Genomic DNA, 18,723 nt, shown 5'->3' with positions numbered 1-18,723 from the left:
GTTCCAGCTAACCGCGGTGCCGGTCATCAGCGCTCTGCCTTCCATGGCCTTCAGGTCACGGCTCATATCACAAATCCCTGGAACACCATGCAACAAACACCGTCGCGAGGCGTCTCTTTTAGAGTCATCTTCTGCATGAATTTGATGCACATCGTTCTTGCACGATCACCTTCTCGGTTTGTCGCGCATGCACCATGTCAGCAGCGTCAGGCAAATTGGGCGGACAGACATGGTCACAATTTTTGAGCCCTTTCAGATCTATCGGGGAATGCATTGACCGGAATCGAGATCGACAATGCTCCAAAAAATCGCATGGCTGCCTGTCGTGCGTCGGCATAGAGCTGCCGGGCATGCGTCACGCACATTGAGGAGACGCCTCCTCTATCTATGTTGCATTGATCGATGATGCGACCCATCAAGGTACAGTCGTCGTTCGGAACAAAGGAAAGCAGTCTGTCATCCGAGCGAATCCGCTCGGGAATACAGCCGGTGCTCGAAGCCACGACGTCGCAGCCGCTGCTGTAGGACTCGAGCAGGACGAGAGGGTCGGCCTCGTCGAGCAGGCGCGATGGAAGAACGAAGATATCGATTGCCCGATAGAACGCGGCTTTCTCCTTGCCGTAGACCGGCCCCAGGTACACAGCCTTGTCGGGATGGCGCGCGCAAAATGCAAGTATCTCTTCCTTGAGGGAAGGGTCGCGAACCGGACCAGCCAGCACCAAGCGGAAATCGCTTCGCACCCGGAACATTCGATCGGCGAGCTCCATCAGGTAGACAATACCCTTCTCACGGGTGATCACGCTCAGATGTCCCAGCGTGACGGGCCCCGAACGTTCGGGCATATGGTCTATGGGCTCGTAAAATAAGAAGGAATTGGGGAGCACCAGGCTTTGAGATTGTTGCTGGCCGTTCAGATAGAGCGCCGCATATCGTTCCCTCATGCCGTCCGACAGGAAAATATGATGCTGGTATTTGCCTCCTATGCCTGCCAGCAGCTTTGCTGACAGCGCCGGAGATTGATTGATGGGCCGGAAGGAATGATGGTGGATGTAGTGGTCGAGACGGCGAACGCGCAGCGTTGCGATCGTGAGCAGAAACGCCCAGACGCCGCCCTGGCCGGGTGGCGAAGTATAGACGTCGTCGCCGCGGCGGGCGAAAACGAGCATGATCAAGGGCAACAGCAGCGCGCCGGCCATCTTCTCCGACCGGGTTCCACCCAGCGGCAAGCACGTCGGCTCGCGATAATGCCGCAGGAACTCCAGCAAGGTTGTATTGTAGACGGATTGCCCGTGAATGGGCGGTGGCATCGGTCCGATGAACCACAATCGAGCCGAGCCGGGCTTCGTCTTGCGCAGCTCTGAAATAAGTGTCTTGCAGTACAACAGCATCGGAACTCGTATTGCTTCAGGGCCCAGTCGCGCGCTTCACTTCGTCCCTAGAGCGGGGAGTTCTCCCGTATCCACGGCTACACTTATTTGGGCGTTTTGGTCGAACTCGTAGACTACGGGTTGCGCTCCCAGGTTGGCACGCGGGCTTGTCGGTATTGTGTCGCCGCACATCATGCGGCCTCGCAATGCCGGCTCTTCGAATTTGTAGCTCGCGTGTCTGAAGGGTCCTGATGTCCAGAGTGCGACGGTTTGTCGTCCAGCCGAGATGGCCCGTAGCACAAAGACATCCGGGAACGGCTCGCGCAATTCCAGCACCTTGGCAGATTTGACCAGATCTATGGCCTCGCGCATGAAGCAGGCGGCAGGCTTTGGCTGATCGTCGAATGTGAAGAGGCCATAGTTGTTTTCGCGATCCACTGGATCTGGCCCAATGTTCTTCAGTTCATGCATCCACGCTCCCTTGAGCCATGGCAACGTGGCGCTCTGTAAGATGAAGTGGGCGAAATTGTAAGCAGAAACATCCAGAGGCATGCCACAATTGCCTTGCGAGGTCGGCCAGCCGAACTCGGTGACGTAAATGGACGTTGGCTGACCATTTCTGATCGTTCTCAACGCGTCCTGAAGCTTTTCCAGACGAACGATCATTTCCTTGGCCGTTCGGTCGGACACCAGCCTCGCGCACTGGTTGTAGAGGTGGACCGACAGGCCGTCGGCGTGATCGAGCGCGCCGTACCGCGTGATGGCCTGGGCCCACATCCAATCAGCATCGTCGCCGACGGCACCCACGATCACGGTTGCATGAGGATTTGTCTTCTTGATCGCGTCCACTGCGGTTCTCGCAATGCGCGCATAATGAACCGCGGCTCGCGGATCACTCGTATCGCCCGCGCCCTGCATGCGCGGCGCACGAGGTCCCGTGCCGACGTACATATTCCATTCGTTCCATATTTCGTAGATCGGATCGTATTGCTTCGTGGCTCCGACGACCGCCTCCAGATAACGAACGAAGTATTGCAGGCCTTCGTCGGAGACGGGAGGGACGCCGCCCGGAACCTGACTGTTGGCGCCTCCAAGGTTGAGGAGCGGCTTGAACCTTGCCTGCGGAAGAAAGCTCATCAACCGCTCGGAGTAGACCAGAGACGGAGTCCCCGACCTGAAATCGAACGACTGCCAAGGCAGATAATCGCGGAATGAGACCGCGCCGATCGCGTTGAGCTGCTTGATGCCCTGCTCGACCGAGTTGTAGCCGAGCGTCCGCCGCAACCCATAGTGGATGTTGGCGCCGTAGATGGCGTGCCGCGGTGCCGTTGCAGGTGCATCCCGATGGGCGAAAACGACCATCTTCGTCTCTGCCGCCACAGGTCGCCCGAGGAGGAGGGCGAGGCCTATGGTCGCCGCAATGGGCTTTACGATGCGGGCTATCGGAAATGTCATGTAGTTGCGGCCCTCCATGTCACTGCGCCGGTAAGCCCCCAAATTTCACGATCCGATCCATGAACGCGACATAGCGTCTGCCGATGAAATCCTGGTCAAACTCGCTGGCGCGGCTCGCGGCATTCCGTTGAAATTTATCGAGGCGCTCGCGGTCGACGATCAGCAGCTTGAGAGCGTTGCTCCATGCCGCAATGTCTCCCGGCGCCACAAGCAGCCCCGTCTCATCGTGCTGAACCAGCTCGGGGATGCCTCCGACCTCGCTGCCAATGACGGGGACACCCATGCCGAGTGCCTGGATGACGACCCCCGGAGAATTCTCCAGCCAGATCGACGGAATGCAGAGGACGTCGCTTTCGGCTATGCGATTGATGGCCTCTTGCAGCGGCACGTGGCCCGTGAACGCGATGCGCGGATGTTGGCCGTATTTCTGTCGCAAGGCCTCTTCTTCCGCTCCGCCGCCGACGATGGTGAGGGAAAAATCCAGACCCTGAATCATATCGGAGGCCTGTATCAGTATGTCGACGCCCTTGGCCGCATGCAGCCGCCCAACGTAGATGAAACGTACCGTGGCGGACGGGGTCCTCGTAACTGTTGGTGCCGGATACTTGTTGGCGTTCAGGATATGAGCGGTTGGATAAGCGTCGAGTGCCTGGAAACGCGCGTTGCGGTCCAGATTTGCGCGCGACGGCGCGCAAAACCCGATACGCCGAACCGTGCGAAAGTCGCTGCGTTTCAAGGCTGCCGACAATTTGCAGGGCCAGCATTGTCGTTCGCAGGTCTTTCCATCGCGAAACATGGTCAGGCGCACGCAAGACAATGCGAGGTCCGGCATCACATACATGACGGGAATGTCGCGCTTGCCGAGCTCGGAAAGCACATTGTGGCCGATCCCCGTGAGATAGTGGACGTTGCAGAAGTCAGGCCTGAATTCCTCGATGACCTTGGCGACCATACTTCGGTTGCGCGGGTCGAGATGATCCTGGAGGTGCCAAACGGGCTTGAGATATTTCTGCTGAACCGCGCCTTGCGCATAGATCGGGTAGGGGCGCGGCATGTAGATGCTCCATATTCTCATGCCGTCGACGATCTCGCCGAACTTCTCCTCTGCGGGCGACTTTGCAGCCGTGAGTACGCCGATTTCATGTCCCTGCTTCAGGAGCCATGATGAGAGGTTGAATGCGGAAATTTCAGCACCGCCGAGCACGTTCGGAGGGAACATGGCCGAGACGACCAAAATGCGCATACTCTCAAGCTCCAAATGACCAGGGATCTGGTTCGTCTAGCCGCCGACACGGCGCCTTTTTATGACGTGCGCGGACCATCCTGCACTATCCAGGCCAAATGCGCGGCTTGCCGCCGAGCCAAAACGAGGCCCCGGCAGCCAAGCCGCGTACAATTCAGGCGATATTGGAAGCATGTGCAGCGCTGCAAATTGCAGCGCTGCGTGCAGGTCTCATCCAGTGTGAACGCGCGTTATCTCGTCAGTGTCTGGATGTTAACAGCCGTATCCGTTCCGGCGATCATCAGGGTGAAGAATTTGATCAGCTCGGTGCTCGGCGATTCCGACACGACAATCGCGTCGTGATCCCGGATCTGGAACGAGTCGGCAAAGAACATTCCGTCCGGCTTGCTCCAGTCGAAATTGTATACGGTCGGCACCAGCTCGCCGCCGAAGCGCTCGACATCGATACCGGCCGATCTCAGGAGGTTTTTCGGTTCGAGCCGCAGGACATAGACCGACGTCGAATTTGCTCGGGCTCCATCCAGGCCACCTGCCTTGGCGATCGCTTCGGCAAGGGTCATCGAGTCGTTTTCGAACGTGAACCTGCGGTTGTTGGTGCCGCCGATCGAGCCGGGCGACGGCGTCGATCCGAAGACCATGAAGATCCGAGGTTCCCGCGACAGATAGACGACGTCGCCGGGGGCGAGGAAGGCATCTTCTTCCGGATGGCGGACGATCGAGCTCATCGACTCCATAAAGGTTCGGCCTCCGCGCTTGATCCTGACCTTCGTTTCCCACGACGGATATTTCGGGCCGCCCGCACGGGCGATGGCCCCGAGAACCCGGATCCCGCCCGGATCGATCGGGAACCGCAGCGGTGTGTTGGCTTCGCCAAGGACGCTGACCTGGTTCCCGCGTTGCTCGACAACCGAAACCACGGCCTGCGGGTCGATGGCGCGGTTCTTGATGCGCTCACGGATGATGTCGCCGACGGCGCGAGCGGTGAGCCCGGCGACCTTGACCGAGCCGGCATACGGAATCGTGATGTTCCCGGACTGGTCGACCTGCTGGTGAGGAACGTCGACGAAATTGCCCGGTCTGACGCTGGCTTCCCTGGGAATAAAGAGTCCGCCGGATTGGGCCTCGAAGATCGTCACGGCGACGATATCGCCGACGCCAATCGTGATGTCCTTGTAGTTACCACCCGGCAACTTGCTGAACGAGCCGCCACCGCGATCGCTGATGGAGTTAGCCCATTTCAGGATTCCGGGATCTACGGCCAGAACGGCGTATGGAAGCGGCGGGCTCGGCGCTACCGTGAGCGCCGCATTGGTCACGATTGCTGCACTATTCGGCGCATCTTGTGGCGTGAATCCTCCACAACCCGCAAGGATGAAGGTTGAGATCACAAGCGCTGGAGATACTCGTAACACTGGCTGTAGCAAAGCGCTTCCTATCTTCAATTCCCGCCCAAATGCCTTTTAGCAGGAGCGGGATTTCGAACCAGCGTTTGGGCACGTCGGCAGGGAAGATTCAAACCGCGTTGTTGCATTTGGGCCACGTGAGCGTCGATCACAGCGCCAATTTTGGCAATCGCTTCGACGTCGACCTCAGTGCGTTTGCATAAACCTTGAGCAGCTGTTCGTGTGTACGGCTGACGCTGAACATCGAAACGAAACGCTGATAACCCGCCTCTCCAAGCTTCGGCAGGTCAATTCGCGCAGCTTCCTTCAATCCCGTGACGAGAGCTCGAGGCCCAACAGGATCGCAAATCAGCCCGGTCACGCCGTGTTCGACGATTTCCGGCAACGCTCCTGCGCGAAATGCCAAAATTGGCTTGTGCGCGCGCATCGCTTCGAGTGCGACAAAGCCGAAAGCCTCCCAACGTGACGGAATGACGACAATATCCGCGAGGTTGAGCTGCGCCTCGATGCTCGTGCGCGCGAGCCAGCCGAGCAGTGTGACGTTTGGAGGCAGATTGTGGTCGCCTTCCTCGCTGACAACGGCGGATCCGATCATTCGGACGTCGATCGTGCTGTCGAGTTCCTGAGCGGCCTCGATGAGGAAGTCATAGCCCTTCTGGCGATCAAGGCGCCCGATAAAAAGCACTTTCAGCTTCGTTGTGCCCCAATCGGGGGCATCAGGGTCGACACTCAAGCGTTCGTTGCGCATGCCGCTGAGAACGAGGCTAAGTTTTTCCTCCGGAATGCCGGCGTCCCGTGCTGCGGAGTACTCGTTCCTCGAGATGCAAATGATCCGGTCTGTGACTTTGGCGAGCAACCACTCTGCCAACTTGGCGACATAATTGCTCAGCCACGACGTGTCGCGCGAAAAGGCCCAGCCGTGAGGACAGTAGACCACTGCCGGCCGGTTCCGAACGAGCATCAACATGAGGCGCACGATTATGCCGGCCAGCGTGGAGTGAACGTGCACAATGTCGGGTCGGGTGGCGCGCACATGTTGCATCGTCTCGACAGCGAGCCGCATCAGGCTGGCGAAATTGCGACCTGAGCGATCGAAAGGGACGATGTTCGCGTCCGAGATTCCGATCAGATCGTCCCGGTGGTCCAACGGAACGACATAATGCACGTTTTCCTGACTAAAAGTCTGGCATTGAAGGGAGTGCAGTTCGTTGAAATAGGTTGCGATACCACCGCGAACCGTCTCGGCTACATGGACTATTCTCAGCCCCGACAAATCATGCGTCATTCGAAAAGTGGCTTGATAGAGACATAACTAATCCACAGAACACTCTGATTTCGACCATATTCCGCATTTGCGCTCACACGCAAGGCGATAGCGCGAACCTCTTGTTGGCGGGCCCAACTAAGCTGGAAATTTGTGGCAATTCATGGCCACGGCCGATCCTCATGCTCTGCTTTTCTCGTCTCCGGCGAAATAGACGCGAAGCAGGCATGCTGAGCTGCGCCGACTTGCGGCAGGCGGCGCCCATATTTTGCCCGTCATGCGGATATGGACGCCGGGCCATGCTTTGCCGCGGCGGGTCTGAAGGGCGCAGACGAAGCCTGCGCTCTCTTCAGGTCACACGAACAGAAAGTTGTCGTGCGTAAGCTGAGCGGCGTTGATGTGTGCGAGCAGGATCGATCCAGCATCACCCAGATGCACCACTGCGTCGGCTCCGGCCTGAGTAACGCTCAGATGGCTGTAGTCCGTGACCAGCGACTGCGAGATCTTGATGACATCGTGATCCGCTGCTGCCCCGGCGTGAAAGTTCTGGATCTGGTCGTTGCCTCGGTCAAACACGAAGGTCGCTGAACCATCCGACGCAAACACGTCGTTTCCGATCCCGGCGCGAAGCGTCACGCCGGCGGCGTTTGCCGTCTCTACATGCGTGCCGTCGGCTTTGAGCAGGTCCGTTTTCTGCAGCACGCCCGATGCGGAGTAGCTCTGGTCCTGAACGCCAGTCGACAGGAACGTGAACACGTCCTTCGCACCGGTGGTCTGTGTAACGACCTTCGATCCCATGACGCCTTTCGCGTCGTAATATGCCGCAGTCGTGGTGCCGTCGGAGCCGGTCGCAAGCGTGTAGTCGAGCGTACCGTCAGCATGGGTGCGCATAGCCGAGGTGAGCTTCCCGGCAGCATCGGTATGCTGGACGACGTTGACGTATGATTGGCCGACCACGCCGTAAGCGTAGTTGTCCTGACTGTGATCCGCATTCAGGACGTACATCTTCGTCCTCACTCCGTCCACGAACAGGGACGTCGAAGAGGAGCCGTCCGCATTGGTGACGATATCCTTGGTGACCTGCCCAAAGGCATTGAAGGTGTCGTTGACCGTCGAGCCGTCCGAATGGGTGATCGTCTGAGCGAGCTTGGTCCCATGCGCGTCGTATTGGGTGCTGGTTTTCGTTCCGTCCGCAGCAACCGTCTGGGTGTATTCCAGAGAGCCGTCGGCATGCATGCGGATGATCGAGGTCAGCTGGCCGGAGGCACTGACGTGCTGCACGATGTTGGCGAAGGACTGGCCGGTTACGTTATAGGCGTAGTTGTCCTGGCTGTGGTCGGCATGGGTGACGTACATCTTCGTCTTGACGTCGCCGGAGAATAGCGATGTCGACGTCGAGCCGTCGGCGCCAACCGTCAATTCGCTGACGAGCGCGCCATTCGAATCGTAGCTGTCGGAAACGGTCGTGCCGCCGAGTATCGTGGACTTCTGAGCGTAACTTCCATCCGCGTGGAAGCGTTCGAACAGCGTGAGGTTGCCCGCGGCATCGAAGTGGCTGTGCTCCGACGCGTAGCACTTCTGCTGGATGTTGAGTGCGTAGATGTCCTTGGTTCCGTCGGTATGCGTGACGGCTTTTGCGGTCTTCACACCCTTTGCGTCGTAGTTCGTCGACGTGATGGTGCCATCCGAGCTGTGGGTCTCGGTGTAGGCCGTCGTTCCGTCGGCGTAGCTGCGGACCACCGACGTGACCGATCCGCCGGCATTCACGTGCTGGACCTCCGACGTATAGCTCTGCCCCTTGATGCCGTAGAAGGAGTTGTCGTTGCTGCCATCGGCATTGGTGACAAAGGCGGCCGTCTTCACGCCGCTCGTGAACAGCGTCGTGCTCGATGAGCCGTCCGCGTTGGCCTTGGTTTCCGAAACGAGCGCGCCCGAAGAATTGAAGTGATCGTCGATCGAGCTTCCATCGGCGCTGATATAGGTCTTTTCAACGACGGCCCCCGATGCGTTCGTGTACGTGGTCATCGTTACGTAGGATTGTCCGGTGATCCCGTAAACGGTGACCTCCTTGGAGCCGTCGGGATGGGTCACCGTGGTCTGCGTCTTGACGCCGTTGGCGAAGTTGGAAGCGGCGGTCGTGCCATCGGCATAGGTGACCAGTTCGTAAACGGTTACGCCATTCACGTAGGCGGTCTGATCGGTCGAGGTGAGCGCGCCGATCGAGCTGTAGTTCTCGGTGAGGCTCCAGGTGGGAGCCGAGGTCGTCACGGCGAACGAATACCCACCCTTGATCGTGGAAAGCACGCCCGCATAGTGCGACATCATGTAGTCCATCGTCGCTTTGGACGACACCGACAGCACGTGCGTATCGGTCAATGTGATGGACTTGACGGTGCCGGCCGCATTGAGATCCGACAGTTCGGCCACGACAGCCGCCGAGGTGGCGACGATATCTGTCGGGCCGGCCGGCGTGATCGTCGCGGTCGGCGCATCGATCTCGATGACGAGCGGGTGGTCGCTGACGGGGAGCGTGAAATCCTGGACGTTGGTGTAGGTCGCGATCGGCTTGCTGGTGTTCAACGGATCGTAAACCGTGACGGTCTGGTGCACGCTTCCGAGGTGCACCTTGGCCTGCATGGTCGGATTGGAAATTTCCGTGTCCTTTGCGTCGTTCCAAAGTTGCGGCTCGGCCCAGACGACAAGTTCGTACGCGCCGTTGCTCTTGGCGAGCACCATGCTGTTGCCGCTCGTCGGCAGATTGTCGATGGTGTAGGCGAGCGGCGTCGTCGGCGTCCGGCCGCCGCTCCCGTCGTCGGCGAGAATGGCCGTGAGATTGTGAACCGCCGTCGCGGCCAGTTTCGGAGTGCCGTCGACGTTGAACAGACCGAAGCTTCCTTCCGGATCGGAACCGCTGCCGTGATCGAGCAGCTCGTAGAGGTAGGTCTTGCTGACGCCGTCCTTGAAGGCGTCGACCAGAGAATTCAGGATCGATTTGGCTTGCACGACCTGGTCGACGCCGAGGCCGGAGTAGCTTGCAAGCGTGGTGTAGCCGGTCTCGGTGATGACGGAGGGATTGCCCGGCGAACTGCTCGCGGCAACGTTGACTCCGTACTGAATGCCGTAGTTTTCCGGTGTCGTCGTGGCGACATACGCGTGTGACGACGAATAGTCGGAATATTTGGAAAGGTCGCCGAGCTGTGCGTAGGCCGCCGAGTCGTTCAGGCCCAGCGTCAGATTGTAGACAGAGACGCCGCCGAGGTGTCCGTCAGCCTTGATCGCTGTGTAGAGATCCTTCTGGAACTGGGCGGCCGCCGCCATCGACGAGCTGCCGTTGTAGCTGAAGGACTGGATATTCGCTTCGTTGAGGCCCTCGATCGCTACGATGCTGTTCGGGTATTTCGCGACGAAGCCGTCGAGCGATGCGATGAATTGCGCAATTCCGGCCGCTCCATACGCCGGCAGCTCGGACGAGACCACGAAGTCGAACTTCACGCCGGCGGCGGCGAGCGCATTGACCACGGGGGCGGCATTCGGATCCGTCGGCAGCGCATCGCGGATCGTGGTGACGCCGAGATAGTGCAGGTCGTCGAGGATCAAGCTCGAGTTGCCGTAAGAGGCGTAAGCCGAGGAACTCGAATAAGCGGAGTGAGCGTTGACTGCGATCGAGTCAACAAACGCCTGAGCCGAGAGGACGGCGGAGGATGTGCTGGTCGTTGCCATCGTGACTTGTTTCCAAGCTTGAGTGTTTTGTGATGTGTCTCACCCAAGTTGGAATTTTCCGTGCGTGCACAATCTAAAATTTGCGACGTCACATGTGTGAATGCGGAACTGTTGTCATCGCTCTTGGAACCAGCGCGCGCTTCCCTCGATGGTGATTGCCTCTGTTGTCATCAGCACCGTCATCTGCGCGAGATGAATGTCTCTTGCTTCCGTAGAACTTCGGATGCGTTTGTCTGCTTCTGCTGAATTGTAGGGCAATGCGCTTCGGCGGCGCGTCGTTAGCTTGTTGCGAACCATGCTGCGCGAGATCGGCGTCGACGACGAAACGCGATCACTAACGAGTCTTTTAGAACGGTCTTGTCGGATCCGAGCGGAGGAAAACCCTTTGTTCCACGGTTCGATGATGGCAGGTCATCGTTGTTCCGATCATTCGGTTGGGGGCTTCGCCTTATCCGTTCGTTGGAGGCGCCCCTGCCAATGGAGCGCTTTATCGGGTTCCGGAGGGATGAGCCCTCCGGATCCGCGCTCGTCAAATGACATTGAACGCGCGGACCGCGAACCCGAGCGTCGAAACGACGGCAGACATCACTTTGCTATCGTTAAGGCATCATTGTCAGAGCCTTGCCCCGCTTGGCGGGTTTGGTTCGCGCCTTCAATTTAGGCAAGTCGTTCGCCCAGCTGGCTCAAGATGAGAGGAGCTCCCTGCCGATCGGGTTTGATATCATCCGGGGTGGGATCAACCGCGGATTGGTTACGGACTACGCTACAAAGATGGCAAACGACAATGCTAGAGGGTACTCGTGAGTGATGACGGGGCGTGACGTGCGCTTGGGAAACTCGTTAAATCCCAGTCGATCGAAGAATATGAGGCTACGAATGAGCACTTGGAGGCGAGATCTCTCGCGAAACGCCGGACGCGAGGGTTGGCTGGGCGCCGCGATCGCCCTCGTCACATCGCCGGGTTTCTGTGTCGTCATGCGCGCGCGGGTCGCCACTTGGCTGAATGGTGGCGGCAAGATCGCCAGAGTTCTGTCGCGGCTTGTCTGGCGAGGGACGGTCACGTCGTATGGATGTTACATTGCATCCACGGCCCGGTTGGGTTCCGGCCTATGTCTGCCGCACCCGATCGGCGTTGTCATAGGTGAGGGGAGTGTGATCGGGGACGACGTGACGATCTATCAGGGGGTGACGCTCGGCCGCATTTCGCAGGATGTCGCGGCATACCCGATGATCGAAGACGGAGCCGTGATCTACACTGGCGCAACGCTGCTCGGCGGGATCAGGATTGGGCGTAACGCCGTCATTGCGGCCCATTCAGTCGTTCTGGCCGACGTTCCCGATCATGCCTGCGTGGCAGGGGCTCCCGCCCGGATCGTCGGGGCAGACAAATCGAAAGCCAAGGCCGGTTGAGCCGCACGTCGCGCGTTGCGCAATCCTGGAGCATGATCCGGAAAAGTGCGCAGCGGTTTTCCGAAAAGATCATGCTCAAACAATAACCTAAAGCGCGATGACGATTCATCCTGATCGCATCGCGCTTTAGGCGACCTGAGATCTGGCGTCCTGCAATTCGTCTGCGGCGTTGATCGGAGCGTCGGCGCGCCGCAGTATTTTGGCCGGAGCGCCGATTGCCACGGAATCTGCCGGGACGTCCTTCAGGACGACGGAGTTGGCGCCGATGATTGCACCGCTGCCGATCGTGATGTCTCCGACCACGACGCAGCCTGCCATCAGAGAGGCCCCATCGCCGATCCGGGGGCGACCTCGATCGGTGTGGTCCTTTCGGCCGATCGTGATGTGTTGCAGCAATGTGACGCGCTTTCCGATGTCGCTGGCGCCGACGACGATTCCGTAGGGATGGGGGACGTAAAGTCCGCCATCCACGTCGGCGGCCATGGCAATCTCTGATCCGAAGAAGAGGCACGAGGCCCACCAGGCGATGCGGCGCAGAAGTCTGCCGACGAGCGGTATCCGAAACAGTGCTTCCTGGAAGCGCAAGGCCAGCACGAACTGAAATCCCGGGGTCAACAGAAACATGCGCGCCACAAAGGCAGCGCTGACGCCGGTGTGTTCCCGCAGGGCGTAATGTGCAAGATCCTCCCTGATCTTGTCCGCAATTCTTGTCGTCCGAGTCATAGAGAGTTGCTCCGCGATGCGGCACTGGCTACCGGCAAGCTTAAGGTCTTTCTTTTGCAGCGCAAGGCCGTTTGATCTGCGTCAGATTTTTCCGCCGGCGCGGGGCGATGCAGCGGGCCGAAGCAGGCCTGCGAGCAGCCAAACCCGCATCAGCAAGAGGATGATCGCGGTGGTGAAGATCGCCACGCCCGCGCCGGAGAGGCCGTAGAATGCGACGCCAAGGCTGGTCATGGCGGTCGAAAGAAACACCCCGATGATGTTGATGGCGGCGTATGAGGTGTCCTTTTGCGTGCTCAGCATTGCGACATTTCCAAGATCCGAACACGCGCGCAGAACGGACGCGGCAAGAAGCAGCAGGAAGAGCCCGCGATGCTCGCTCAGGCCCTGCATCGACATGTAGCGCAGCGCGACTTCGCTCGCCGCGAAAATCACGAGTGCCATTCCGACGGAGATCGAGATCACCTTGTAGAACTCGACCGTGATGGCATTTTTCCAGGCGGAGCGATCTTCACTCGAGAAGGCTTTCACCAGAGTTGGCAGGGCCGTCTGGACGACAGCGGTCGAGACCAGTGTCTGCAATGAATTGCTGAGCGACCAGAAGAAGGTGTAGATGCCGGTCGCCGACAACCCAAGAAAAATTCCAACGATATATCGATCAAGATACATCAGCCCGACGAGGCTGACGTCGCTGATATAGATGTGCCAGGATCGTCGAAGCCGGTTGATGATCCAGTCGAAGTCAATTTGCGAGCTGAGTATCCTGCCCACGTCCCATTTCCGCGCCATGGCGCCGAGCAGGACGAGCGCCATCGCGTTGGCGACGATCCAGGCCGCCAACAGCGCTTCCATCGAGCGAAGCTGCGGAAAAGCCAGGCCAAGGCCAACGATGAAGGGGACCCACGCGGCGGAACGTATGAAGACGAGAATGTTCGCTTCCAGGGCTTTGCCAAGGCCGATCAGCGGCAAGTGCAGGTCGAGCGCAATCGTTTCGAGCCATGCAAGTATGGCGATCAACACGAACAGCGCGGCACTCGTTCGGTGGGCAAAGACGGAGAACAGGATCATCACCACCGTCGCCAATGTCAGCGAGGCGATGGTGATGAGCAGACGATTCCGGATCCGCAACGCCGCCTCGGGCGGAGACATGCCGACGACCTCGCGGGCGACGAAATAGTTCAGTCCCCAGCCGATCAAGGCTGGAGTAATGCCTGTCACGCCAACCGTCAGCCCGTAGACGCCCGCCGCGTCGTAACCGAGATATTTGATGATGTAGAAGGAAAGTAAGAAACGGAGCCCTAACGTCGCCGATCGAATGAGGACATTTGTCAGGGCGATCATTTTCCGGGGAATGCGCATTGTCAGGACCGTCATCATCCGCGATCGCCAAGGCGAAGCATATCGCGCAAACCCTGTCAAAGGTGACAGGGGCGGCGACGCTTGGACCAACGCCGCCTGCGCTTCATTCGCGCGGCTAGTCATTCCGGGCTTCGGCGAGGGATCTTTGGTTGGAATCTCTAAGAAACGCCACGATGGCATTTCTCATTCGGACTTCGATCAGTTCGTACGTAATGGTCGAAGCGACGAACGACAGCGGCAAGCCGACCGCCACGAACATCGGCCAGACGGCCCACGGTGAATATCCATGCGCAATCAGTTTGCTCCCGATGACCTGGAGCGGATAGAGCGCAAAGGGATGAACGAGGTAGAGGCTGTAGCTGATCTTGCCGACAAATTGCGGCGCGGCCTTCGATAGCAGCTGCGCGATCGCTGAGTCGGGGTTCAAGACGGCCGAAAACAGAAGAAACGCAGGGATCAGTCCTGCGAACGGATGAACGTACTCCAGCAGAGCATACATTAATGCCAGGCATGCGACACTGAATGCCAGCCCAAGCGAGCCCGGCGCCCTGACGCGCAGCTCGATCGCCCCGAGAACGAGACCGATGAGGAAGTAGGCGGTGATGGGAAAGTAGAACATGGCGACACAGCCTGCCAGCACCACGAGCGCCGTGGCTGCCAGCGAGCGCGGGGCGAAATAATAGGCAAGAGCGAACCATATGTAGAAGGCCCACTCATAGGTGAGGGTCCAGGCGTTCTGCTGGCCGAAGGGAAGATTCAGCAGGTCCGGAAGAAAGAACAGATTGGCGAAGAAGATCTTCAGATAGTTCAGCGCGTCGATGTCCTTGAAGAACTTGTATCCGACCAAAGGACCAACGGCGAAGAGGATGAGGTGGAAGGTCACGAACACCGGAAGAATGCGCAGGCACCGGTCGTAGAAGAATTTCGAGACCAACTTGTGCCGAACCAGGCTCGCGGGAATGAGGTAGCCGCTGATCATGAAGAACACTTCAACCCCGCGGCCGAAGGTTCCCACGGTCGCGTCCAGCCACGACGGGATCGCCGGAAGGAAACCGGCCAGCATCGGCATGTCGTAGAGGTGGACCAGCAAGACACTGAAGGCCGCCAAGCCGCGCAAGCCCTGGATTGAGGGTTCGAATCGCTGCGTGCGCGCGCGAGGCGCCCCCTCGGGAAATGTCGCCTTGACGGGATCCACCCGCTCGTCGGGCTCTCGGGAGAGCATCATCATCCGCTCGCCACGCGCAGAACCGGCTGCCGTCCGATAGCGTTGGGTTCGGCGCTGAACGTGCGTGGATTCAGCTTCGGTCCGAATACTTCGCTGAATCCCATGGTGATGACCAGCAGGCCGCTCGCGGGTCCGTAGCCCAAAACCGTGATCGTGTAGAAGTTCATGACGAAGATCACGGTGAGCTTGTAGATGTCTCGTGTCCTTGCCACGGCGAGTATCACGAACACCATGAAAAGCACGAAGATCGGACCAAACATCAGATACGTGCCGATGTAGAAATTGTCCACGGGCACGTAATAGGCGACTTTGTTCGAAAACAGCTGCTGCGGGTAGTTGAAGCATCCCAATCCGCAGCCCGTGAAATAGCCGAGCGGCATCAGATCGTTCATGTATACGAACGGCAGTTGCCAGCTGTTGTTGATGCGATCCTGCAGGCTGTAGAGGCCCTTTGCGATGCGGGCCATGTTCGTGCCGCTGAGCGTCGCCATCAGCACCAGGGGAAGCAGGATGCAGGTGAAAGACCACAGCGCGATCGCGCGAAGTGCGGAAAACCGATGTCTCTCGTTGAATGCACGGACGAAGAGCAGGGCGGCGACATAGATCGCCAGCACGCCGATCGCCGTCTTGTTCGTCGAGAGATGGATCGCATAAAAGGCCGGCCCTGCCCAGAGCAGGCACCACAGGACGCTCTTTCGAACCGAGGTGAAGACGTAGGTGATCAAGACGAAATATGCGGCCATGGTGCTATCGGCAGCAAATCCGGAGACGCGGCTTTCGCCGCCGGTCCACCAGAGTCGCGCGGCTGTTCGCGTCGCGCCGAAAGACTCGTACGAGAACGCGACCCACGGCAAGCGTGAGTGAGCGGACCACATCAGGCCCATGATGGAGGCGAAAAGCAGAAAGTAGATGAACCCCAGAAGGAATTTCTGATCCTTGAACTCGCGGCCGCAAAAGCAGAAGCCGACGAAGGCTGGCGCGATCATTTTGATGGACGAAGCCAGTCCCTTGGCTTCACCGAGGAAGACGTAACCCAGGAACAGCGCAAACACGACATACAAGAGGAAGAGAATCGCAAGGACGTTGGTTCTCTTGAAGGCGTACCTGTAGACGAACGCGCCAATGCAGGCGAACGCGAAGACGTCCGGGACGAACCAGAGCGGGTCGAGGTGGGTGAGACTCGCGTAGTAGCGAACCACGCCGGCGAAAGCGTCGCGCCCGAAATAAAGCGTTACCGCGAGACCTTCCAGCGTTGGGAGGGTCCAGGCCCAGGCCGCAGGTGGTGCGGCCTTTTGATCTTCGAATTGCGTCGTCGGTTGATCCATCGCGAAGGCTTCCGCTAAATACTTCGTGTCTTCAACGACGGATGCGTCTGGGGCACTAGGTGGCACATTGTGTCAATCTTGTTCATTCTGTGCGGCAAGCATGACCGGCTGTTGGCCGATTGCCCGGCCTCCAAAGAGAAATTATTTCTGTGCACCGGATATCTCAGTTTATCGCACTTTTCGTTGTCTTGGTGGCGCCGCTGCCGTTCGGCTCCGTCGATCTGATCTGGGTCTGGATCTGGACCGCGCTCCTGGTCGTCAGCCTGATGACAGCCGACCTGTCGCGCCTGTGTCGCGCAGATCTCTTGGTTTTGGGTTCGACGGTCGTCATCCTGCTGTTCACCTGCGCATTGGCGATATTTCAAGTCTGGCCCGGAATCGACTTCGCAATCGCCAATCCGGCATGGGACATGGCCAGGAATGTTGCCGGGCTGACGCTGCCGGATCGCCTTTCCGTGACGGCTTCGGTTCCGTGGGTCGCGTTTGGCCCTTGCTTGCTCTTCGCCCTGGTGCTTGCGCGGGCCTATTTGATCGCAACGGACGAAGAGGCTGCCAGATCGCTGCTGAAGGCGACTGCATATGCTGGTTTCGCCTATGCTGTCTATGGCATCGCTACACAGCTTCTCGCTCCAGGGATGCTCTTGTGGCGGACCAAGGAGTATTATCTCTCGTTCGCCACTGGAACATTCGTCAATCGAAATACAGCGGCGGCTTTCTGGGGCTGCTGTGCGGTCTTGTTCCTCGGTATGTTGTTGGCATTGTCATCCGACACATGGTTCGCCGAGCGTCCCCGGAGGATTCGGCATTCGATTGCCGATCATCCCATCGTTCTTTGCTCGGGCCTTCTTGCATGTCTCACGGCTGTTGGCATGACAGGATCTCGCGCCGGCGTACTTCTAACTCTCCTTTGTCTCGCCTTCTTGGCCAATTTGCACTTGATGCAATATCGAGACCAATTGAGGCGCTACTGGTTCGTCGCTGGAGCCGTCACTGTCGCTGCCATCATGGTTTTTTTTGTGATCGGTGGAATGGCAAGCAGCCGCGTCGGCATGTTCGGGGTGGGGGACCCGCGGCGGCTTGAGGTCTATCGAACGTCATTGGAGATGCTGCGCGGTCACGAGCTATTCGGTTGGGGATTGGGCAATTTCGAGGCAGCATTTCCTTCGTTCCGGGCCGCAGATCTTGGAAGCCAGGGAATTTGGGACAAGGCCCACAGTACTCCGCTCGAGATGTTGGTCTCCGCCGGCATCCCTTTGACAATTCTTGTGTGCGGTCTCGCAGTCCTCTTCTTCGGAAGAATGATACTGGGCAGTCTTACCAGGCGGCGTGACAATTATATGCCAGCCACGGGTGCTGCAGTGTTTCTGCTCGGAGCATTGCATTCATGCATCGATTTCTCCGTGCAAGTAACGGGGTTTGCAGTGCTATTCGCGGCGGTCGTGGGCTGCGGCCTGGCTCAGTCGATATCGAGCAAGAAACGCCGCAGCGGTGTCGGACAGTTCAACATTTCTTAAATGTGTTCACCCCGTTAAGGAAATCGCTTATACGAATGCGTTCAAGGCGCGGAAAAATTTTGAAAAGAGGTTGCCAAAATGAAGGTTGGAGCATGGCTGCTCTTGGTTCCCTTTTTGCTTGAGCCATCATTGTCCCGCGCAGCGACTGCGGTCGATGTTTCATGCGCGCCTCTCGCCGGGGGGATAACTGCCGAGCGTGCAACGCAATTTCTCGACAACCCGTCGGCATTGCTGAGTGCCTTTCCCGAGGGCGACGAGGGTAAGCTTTCAGCAACCATTCGGGACTTTGCGACCATGCGCCCCGAAACGCTGGAAGGAATGCGGTCGCTGTCGGGCGCCGGCTCGCCCAGCCAGAATCGCGCGATCGGCGCGGGGCTCGGGACGGCTGCCTCAACCTGCGTCATATCGCATCCGGCAACCGCAACCTTGATCCAGGAGGCGGTTCTCAAAACCGAGAATGCTGATCTCATTCAGTCCTTCGAAAGCATCACCGGTGATGTTCCGACCAATGCCGTTCCCGGGTCGGACCCCAACGGTGAATCGGTCGTGGGTGGTGGTCGCGGAACAGTGGCGAGCCAGTCGTCTGGAGGTGTAAGCACTTCCGATACCACCACTTTTTCGAGGGCCTCGGTGCCGGCGACGACGACTTTCTTCACCGCCGCATCGAGCACTTCGACCAACGCACTTTCCTCAATCAGCCCGACAAACTGAGGGTCGA

General features: G+C 58.8%; 13 protein-coding genes. 3 read left to right on the top strand and 10 right to left on the bottom strand.

The annotated features are described in order from the left end of the window. Positions 1 to 233: 233 nt before the first annotated feature. The 6 genes from XH89_RS30175 to XH89_RS30150 all read right to left on the bottom strand — a co-directional run bounded on the left by XH89_RS30175 (position 234) and on the right by XH89_RS30150 (position 10,452). Positions 234 to 1,388, bottom strand: a complete 1,155-nt coding sequence (locus XH89_RS30175) for a glycosyltransferase family 4 protein (protein ID WP_194463984.1) — start codon at positions 1,386 to 1,388, stop codon at positions 234 to 236. A gap of 36 nt (positions 1,389 to 1,424) precedes the next feature. Then, a complete protein-coding gene (locus tag XH89_RS30170) occupies positions 1,425 to 2,840 on the bottom strand; it encodes a cellulase family glycosylhydrolase (RefSeq protein WP_194463983.1) in 1,416 nt (471 codons plus the stop codon). A 1-nt stretch (position 2,841) separates the two neighbouring features. Next, positions 2,842 to 4,065 (bottom strand): glycosyltransferase, encoded by a 1,224-nt coding sequence (locus XH89_RS30165; RefSeq protein WP_194463982.1) that lies wholly within the window; start codon positions 4,063 to 4,065, stop codon positions 2,842 to 2,844. Between the two features lie 230 nt (positions 4,066 to 4,295). After that, a complete protein-coding gene (locus XH89_RS30160; protein ID WP_246767656.1) occupies positions 4,296 to 5,381 on the bottom strand; it encodes a polysaccharide biosynthesis/export family protein in 1,086 nt (361 codons plus the stop codon). Positions 5,382 to 5,616: 235 nt separating this feature from the next. After that, entirely contained in the window at positions 5,617 to 6,753 is a 1,137-nt protein-coding gene (locus XH89_RS30155) for a glycosyltransferase (protein ID WP_246767655.1), read from the bottom strand. Between the two features lie 333 nt (positions 6,754 to 7,086). Continuing rightward, positions 7,087 to 10,452, bottom strand: a complete 3,366-nt coding sequence (locus XH89_RS30150) for an RHS repeat protein (RefSeq protein ID WP_194463980.1) — start codon at positions 10,450 to 10,452, stop codon at positions 7,087 to 7,089. A 1,152-nt stretch (positions 10,453 to 11,604) separates the two neighbouring features. Here XH89_RS30150 and XH89_RS42160 point away from each other — a divergent pair. Then, positions 11,605 to 11,862, top strand: a complete 258-nt coding sequence (locus tag XH89_RS42160; RefSeq protein ID WP_371825182.1) for a serine O-acetyltransferase — start codon at positions 11,605 to 11,607, stop codon at positions 11,860 to 11,862. Between the two features lie 126 nt (positions 11,863 to 11,988). Here XH89_RS42160 and epsC read toward each other — a convergent pair whose 3' ends face one another. The 4 genes from epsC to XH89_RS30125 all read right to left on the bottom strand — a co-directional run bounded on the left by epsC (position 11,989) and on the right by XH89_RS30125 (position 16,491). Next, positions 11,989 to 12,486 (bottom strand): serine O-acetyltransferase EpsC, encoded by a 498-nt coding sequence (gene epsC / locus XH89_RS42000; RefSeq protein WP_305853200.1) that lies wholly within the window; start codon positions 12,484 to 12,486, stop codon positions 11,989 to 11,991. Positions 12,487 to 12,666: 180 nt separating this feature from the next. Further along, positions 12,667 to 14,121: a lipopolysaccharide biosynthesis protein gene (locus XH89_RS30135; protein ID WP_194463977.1), complete on the bottom strand. Its 1,455-nt coding sequence runs from the start codon at positions 14,119 to 14,121 to the stop codon at positions 12,667 to 12,669. Beyond that, on the bottom strand, positions 14,057 to 15,169 hold the full coding sequence (locus XH89_RS30130; protein ID WP_246767653.1) for an acyltransferase: 1,113 nt from the start codon (positions 15,167 to 15,169) through the stop codon (positions 14,057 to 14,059). Before XH89_RS30130 ends, XH89_RS30135 begins: the two co-directional genes overlap by 65 nt. Then, entirely contained in the window at positions 15,166 to 16,491 is a 1,326-nt protein-coding gene (locus XH89_RS30125) for a hypothetical protein (protein ID WP_194463976.1), read from the bottom strand. Before XH89_RS30125 ends, XH89_RS30130 begins: the two co-directional genes overlap by 4 nt. Before the next feature lie 119 nt (positions 16,492 to 16,610). Between XH89_RS30125 and XH89_RS30120 the strand changes: the two genes are divergently transcribed. Together XH89_RS30120 and XH89_RS30115 are read left to right on the top strand one after the other, a co-directional pair. Next, a complete protein-coding gene (locus tag XH89_RS30120; RefSeq protein ID WP_194463975.1) occupies positions 16,611 to 18,005 on the top strand; it encodes an O-antigen ligase in 1,395 nt (464 codons plus the stop codon). Between the two features lie 78 nt (positions 18,006 to 18,083). After that, entirely contained in the window at positions 18,084 to 18,716 is a 633-nt protein-coding gene (locus XH89_RS30115) for a hypothetical protein (RefSeq protein ID WP_194463974.1), read from the top strand. Positions 18,717 to 18,723: the final 7 nt, after the last annotated feature.

This window comes from Bradyrhizobium sp. CCBAU 53340 (genome assembly GCF_015291645.1).
In the GTDB taxonomy this organism is placed as follows: domain Bacteria; phylum Pseudomonadota; class Alphaproteobacteria; order Rhizobiales; family Xanthobacteraceae; genus Bradyrhizobium.
Note: the sequence above shows the minus strand (reverse complement) of the source record. Positions and strands in the feature narration are given on the sequence as shown.